The sequence below is a fragment of the Micromonospora zhanjiangensis genome (genome assembly GCF_042650605.1).
GTDB classification, from domain to species: Bacteria; Actinomycetota; Actinomycetes; order Mycobacteriales; family Micromonosporaceae; genus Micromonospora_J; species Micromonospora_J zhanjiangensis.
The window spans coordinates 1-4,124 of the sequence record NZ_JBHSBN010000080.1 but is presented as its reverse complement, the minus strand read 5'-3'; the positions used below and the strand labels follow the sequence as shown (position 1 = coordinate 4,124).

6 protein-coding genes are annotated in these 4,124 nt (G+C 59.0%); 1 reads left to right on the top strand and 5 read right to left on the bottom strand.

What is annotated here, in order from left to right:
* Positions 1-370 precede the first annotated feature (370 nt).
* Positions 371-988, top strand: a complete 618-nt coding sequence (locus ACFOX0_RS33920) for a restriction endonuclease subunit S (protein WP_377553742.1) — start codon at positions 371-373, stop codon at positions 986-988.
* A gap of 36 nt (positions 989-1,024) precedes the next feature.
* Here the strand turns inward: ACFOX0_RS33920 and ACFOX0_RS33915 are convergent, their stop codons facing one another.
* From ACFOX0_RS33915 to ACFOX0_RS33895, 5 genes are all read right to left on the bottom strand, one after another.
* The gene (locus tag ACFOX0_RS33915) at positions 1,025-2,035 is read right to left on the bottom strand and encodes a hypothetical protein (protein WP_377553740.1); all 1,011 of its coding nucleotides are present in this window, start codon (positions 2,033-2,035) and stop codon (positions 1,025-1,027) included.
* A gap of 105 nt (positions 2,036-2,140) precedes the next feature.
* Positions 2,141-2,617 carry a hypothetical protein gene (locus ACFOX0_RS33910; RefSeq protein WP_377553738.1) on the bottom strand — a complete coding sequence of 159 codons (477 nt, stop codon included), beginning with the start codon at positions 2,615-2,617 and terminating at the stop codon, positions 2,141-2,143.
* A gap of 315 nt (positions 2,618-2,932) precedes the next feature.
* Positions 2,933-3,196, bottom strand: a complete 264-nt coding sequence (locus ACFOX0_RS33905) for a DUF6244 family protein (protein WP_377553736.1) — start codon at positions 3,194-3,196, stop codon at positions 2,933-2,935.
* A gap of 177 nt (positions 3,197-3,373) precedes the next feature.
* The gene (locus ACFOX0_RS33900) at positions 3,374-3,586 is read right to left on the bottom strand and encodes a DUF397 domain-containing protein (protein WP_377553734.1); all 213 of its coding nucleotides are present in this window, start codon (positions 3,584-3,586) and stop codon (positions 3,374-3,376) included.
* The gene (locus ACFOX0_RS33895; protein WP_377553732.1) at positions 3,583-3,993 is read right to left on the bottom strand and encodes a DUF5753 domain-containing protein; all 411 of its coding nucleotides are present in this window, start codon (positions 3,991-3,993) and stop codon (positions 3,583-3,585) included. Before ACFOX0_RS33895 ends, ACFOX0_RS33900 begins: the two co-directional genes overlap by 4 nt.
* Between the last annotated feature and the right edge of the window lie 131 nt (positions 3,994-4,124).

The window sequence follows — 4,124 nt, the reverse complement described above, 5'->3', positions numbered from 1 at the left end:
AGTGATCAAGACCGTCGCCCGCGACGCCTACGGCTTCCGCAACCCCATCAATCAGCGACTACGCACCCGCTGCGCCACCACTCGACGAACCCGAGGACACCTCAACCCCCGCTAACTTCGCTGAGCCGACATTGAACAACTCAGGGTGCCACTCCCCCCATTTGAGACGCAACGAGGGATCAGCCGATTTCTCGATGCCGAAGTTGAGCGAATTGAGAAAACAGCCTCGGCGCGGCGCTCGGCTTTAGAGTTGATCGAGGCGCGACGGTCAACGATACTTGAACTGCTTCTTGTAGAGCGACTGAAAGAGTCCGGACGCGCATGGTCTTGGCGGCCACTCTCATTTCTCGTAAGCAGAGATCGACCCATCATGTATGGTATCGTTCTTCCCGGCCCGAACGTCAAGGACGGCGTGCCAGTAGTTAAGGGCGGAGATGTTTCCGCCAATAGACTGCGATTGCAGACACTCAACCGGACATCTCACGAGATTGAGTCCCGATACGCCAAGTCACGTCTCCGTGGCGGAGATCTTGTCATTGCAATCCGGGGTAGCGTGGGGGAAGTAGCGCGAGTCCCTGATGAACTAGCCGGAGCCAATCTAACACAAGACGCGGCGCGCATTTCTCCAGCCCGAGACATCGATCCTGATTGGCTGGAGCTGATCTTGCAAGCGCCATCAATTAGTGCAGAAATACAAGCACGAATTACTGGGGCGACCGTCAAAGGCATTAACATCTGGGATTTAAAAAGGATCATGATCCCGACTCCCACCAAAGAAGATCAGCAAGATTTCCAACTAGCCGCTCGCGAGAAGCTCGCAAAACATCAAGCCCTTCGGGAATTAATTGTCAAACAACTGGAGAGTTTGTCCGAGCACAAGAATGCTTTAGTCACGGCGGCCGTGACGGGTCAGATTGATGCCCTGGGCACAATGCGCATGCCCGACCCTCGCCACGTGACAGGTCAAGCACAATGGCGAACAAATTGACCTTTGCTAAATCTATCCAATCCGCGCGTAAAACACTCATTGTATAGAGATGCGCCGCAGCTCAGAGTCCCCTTGACCGCCTGCCTCAATTCTGATTGAGATTGTATGTCTCGGGAGAACTGGGAGTGGTCTGAAGTTTACTTGTCGTCCAAGCCGATCCCCGATAAATTTGGTCACTTCCGTGTCCCCTGTCACGATCCCGTCAACGATACGGTTATGCTCAGTATCGAGATCGGCGCGTTTAACCCCAGCGAGAGGGCCAGACCACTCATCGTCCGACTTCCATCCCCCCGCGAATTCGAGCGTTAATAGCCAGGCCAGCGGTAAGGTGGCCCGAAAAACCATTTCATGTGTCTCTTTAAGAGTCTTGGGTAACGCATCCACATCCGCAACAAAGACCCCGGCTGCCAATGTCTCACCCCCCGACTCAAGCTCACGGTGCAGCGCGAGCCCACTCGCGAAGTCGAATATTCTCCCTCCCATTGAAAGGTTGCGCAGGTGCGCCAGCTTCGCGGCCGTCAGCTCATCCAAAGACGACGGGCGAGGGCAGAAGAGGAGATATTTGACAAGATCACAGCCAATCAGATTGTTGAGCTCTAGGATTCGGTTATGCTGCTTCGAGTCGAGCGACCCGAACCTGGAGGCTTCAGAGTAATGGGTCAGCGGACGTGGCGGAAATAGGCGCTTCGCCTGCAAGAGGAGCGAGCTAGTCCAAGAATTATCCGGCAAGAAGCGATCCCGATACTCAAGCACGATTCCGATGTCGGATTGCGTTACCCAGTGCTCCATCTGAGCCGAATACTGGTGTGTTTGAATCGCGAAATCAACCTTCACAAGCGGCATAGTGAGAGCCAGGTCGCAACGAAACTGCTCCAACGAATACGGCAGGTGGTAGTCCTCTGCGTAATCCTCGTCAAGAAGATCACAAAGCTCCTGCGTAATAGCCGCCTCATTCCACGGAATCTTGCGCATGAGCTTGCGGGAAACGGAAGCATCAATACCGTCGAAGAACCTCAGAAGAAGTGGAAGCGCAGCGACTGGAAGCATCCGAATATCTTACCGCATTGAAGAATAAACACGAAGCCGAAGCCTTGGGTGCACAATATGCACTTGCCAGCGCGCAGGCATGGAGCGTTCTGCTTCACCTCGCCACTACGCAACGGGGTCGTCCTGAGAAGTCGGCTCAGGCGTTGACTCCAAGATCGACCAGATCTCGTCCAGGTACTGGAACCATCGCTGGCCGTCCAAGCGGTAGTAGTTGAGCAGGTGCGCCCCACAGACGATCACGAGTCCGGTGATGTCTTCGCCGCCGAGGCCGGCGAGCTGGCGGTCACCGGTTGCCGCTGCCTTCAGGAACGCCGTCACCTCAGACGCGTCTCCGAGGTCTATCCAGTCGGCCTGTTTCGTGACGATCTTGTCGGCCAGGTCGCGGATGCTCTCGTCGGTCAGGTCCTCCCGCAGGACATCCTTGACCACGAAGCCCACTACGAAGAGGCCGAGACCCAACAGGTGAGCGGTGTCCTCCTTCGTGATGCCGGCCAGAGCGGCGGTGATCAGGTCGGAGTCCTTAGCGATCGCGCCGCTGTAGCACTCCCGGAGTCGTCCTTCAACCCGCTCGTCGATTCGCATTCTGCGTCGCCTTTCGCTGCTTGAACCGATCCCACCACGTTGAGCCGAAGTCAGCTATAGCACCTACGGCGATGATTCCTGTGGCAACAGCCTTGTTCGGCGAGGCAACCCAGACGCCCACGATCCCGCCTGCCAGCCCGACTCCCTTGGGCGTGTAGGCCGCCGCAGTGTCCGCGATACGAACCCAACGGTCGAACGTGGCTTGATCGCTCTTTTCCTGGCTCGGCCGTTTGGGCCGATCGAGGCCGGGACGCGGCTCCGGTACCGCGGGCCTGATGGCGGGTGCCTGGCTCCTTGCGCTGCCAGCACCCGGCGTCAGTTTCCCAGTGCTTGAACCCGGGCAATCGTCTGCTGGACTTGCTGCGTCGTAGAAGCCGCCGCCTGCCCGGCGTGGCTCAAGTGCTCCACCACGCCGCCGACCATGTCAACCAACTGTTTGGATGCGGCACCCTCCAGCGCACCTGCGACGAGCGTTCTGGCTTCGTTAGCGTCTTGAGCCGCCGCCGCTGCCTTGGCCTTCGCTTCGTTCAACTTCTGCGTCGCTGCGGTCAGCCGCGCGATCATTTCGGCTGCGCTCATAGGCCCTCCCCGATCTTCCGGCATGTCCGATGTTGAAGGAGCCTATGAGATACATCCACGGGCCGCTATGCCCTTGCGGCGTGAAGATGTGTCGTCAATCTGCGTCGAGGTGAACGAACTGCTCGGGGCGGCGACGCCTGGTGTGGCGTCGCCGCCCCCGCCCGGTCAGGAGCCAGGTCAGAAGTCGAACTCGCCCTCCTTGACGCCGCCGACGAAGGCGTCCCACTCCTCGCGGGTGTAGACGATCACCGCCGCGTCGGGGGCCTTGCTGTGCCGGACGGCCACCCGGCCGGAGCCGTCCAGCACCGGACCTGCCTCGACGCAGTTCCCTCCGTTGTCGTTGCTCTTGGTGCTGATGTGCCAGGCGACTGTGGACTGGGGCTCGCTCATGACAACTCCTCCGCGATCTTCGCGATCAGCTCCGCCGACGCGTGCACGTCGAGGGCAGCTTCGGTAAGGCGATCGTACGCGCGAACGAACCGCTCAGACTTCGGTGCTTCCATGTAAAGCCGACCGCCAAGGTTCTCGATGTAGGCCACCGCCGGGTAGGGCGGCGGCAAGGAGAAGACGGTAAAGGCGCCGTCCATGCCGGCATGTAGGGCCAGCTCTGACGGAAGTACGCGGATGTCGACGTTGGGCCGCCGGGACAATGTGCCCAGATGTTCGAGCTGTTTCTTCATCGTCGACGGGCCACCGACAAGGCGACGTAGGACAGCCTCATCGAGCACCGCAGCGATCTTGGTTGGTCCGGTGACCACACGCTGTCGTTCCATCCGGAAATCAATCCAACGGCTCAATGTTGGCTCACCGAAGTTGATGGGGGTCGGCTGAGGCCGTCAGTCTGTCCAGGGTGGACCCCGGCGTGAGGGTGCCCGTGGCTCCTGGTTGATCATCTTGTTGTCGAAGCAAGGTTGATCACAACAGAAGA

What these genes read in the sequence shown, in the direction of transcription:
- ACFOX0_RS33920 (WP_377553742.1), top strand. Translation starts at nt 371, where the DNA reads ATGTATGGTATCGTTCTTCCCGGCCCGAACGTCAAGGACGGCGTGCCA.
- ACFOX0_RS33915 (WP_377553740.1), bottom strand. Translation starts at nt 2,035, where the DNA reads ATGCTTCCAGTCGCTGCGCTTCCACTTCTTCTGAGGTTCTTCGACGGT.
- ACFOX0_RS33910 (WP_377553738.1), bottom strand. Translation starts at nt 2,617, where the DNA reads ATGCGAATCGACGAGCGGGTTGAAGGACGACTCCGGGAGTGCTACAGC.
- ACFOX0_RS33905 (WP_377553736.1), bottom strand. Translation starts at nt 3,196, where the DNA reads ATGAGCGCAGCCGAAATGATCGCGCGGCTGACCGCAGCGACGCAGAAG.
- ACFOX0_RS33900 (WP_377553734.1), bottom strand. Translation starts at nt 3,586, where the DNA reads ATGAGCGAGCCCCAGTCCACAGTCGCCTGGCACATCAGCACCAAGAGC.